This is a genomic window from Pseudovibrio sp. POLY-S9, assembly GCF_001431305.1.
GTDB lineage: Bacteria > Pseudomonadota > Alphaproteobacteria > Rhizobiales > Stappiaceae > Pseudovibrio.
This window is the reverse complement of sequence record NZ_LCWX01000242.1, coordinates 4,118-4,899: the sequence shown is the minus strand read 5'-3', so window position 1 is coordinate 4,899 and position 782 is coordinate 4,118. Positions and strand designations below refer to the sequence as shown.

The following is a 782-nucleotide window of genomic DNA, read 5'->3' as shown; positions in this document are numbered from 1 at the left end:
GGTGCCCGTGCGGCCAGTGCCGGAACCTATATTCTGTACGCATGCCATATTGCTGCCATGGCACCGGGAACCAATCTTGGCGCTGCAACACCAGTTCAGGTAGGTGGTGGTTTTCCCGGATCAGAAGGCTCTGACAACGACGAGGACGAAGGGACAAGTGCGGCCCCGTCCTCCTCCGACAAAGCTATCAGCGATGCGAAGGCTTATATCAAGAGCCTTGCCCAGTTGAGGAACCGAAACTCAGAGTGGGCGGAAAAGGCGGTCAGCGAAGCAGCCAGCCTAACGGCGGTCGATGCCCTCAAGGAAGAGGTCATAGACTTTATTGCAGATAGTCAAACCGATCTTCTTCAGCAAATAAATGGGCGGTCCGTAGAGTTGCCAGAGGGGCAGATTATGCTCAAAACTGATGATCTGACGATTATTCCAGTGGAACCAGATTGGCGGACCGAGTTTCTTTCTGTCATCACTAACCCAAGTGTTGCCTATATCCTGTTTCTTATCGGCATCTATGGCATCGTTCTGGAATTTTACAGCCCGGGTATTTTCATCGCAGGGATTACCGGTGTGATCTGCCTGCTTTTGGCGCTCTACGCCTTTCAGCTGTTGCCAGTCAACTATGCCGGACTGGCTTTAATTCTTGTCGGGCTCAGCCTTATGATCGCTGAAGTATTTGCGCCCGGCTTTGGCGTGCTCGGACTGGGTGGTGCCGTCGCCTTTGTGCTGGGTTCAATCATGCTGATCGACAGTGACACTCCAGAACTGGAGGTATCTCCTATGTTGAT

1 protein-coding gene is annotated in these 782 nt (G+C 52.7%); it reads left to right on the top strand.

Features of this window, described 5'->3' with window-relative positions; translation table 11 throughout:
* The coding region (locus PPL9_RS32585) for a nodulation protein NfeD (protein ID WP_161831471.1) at positions 1 to 782 on the top strand (782 nt) is incomplete at both ends.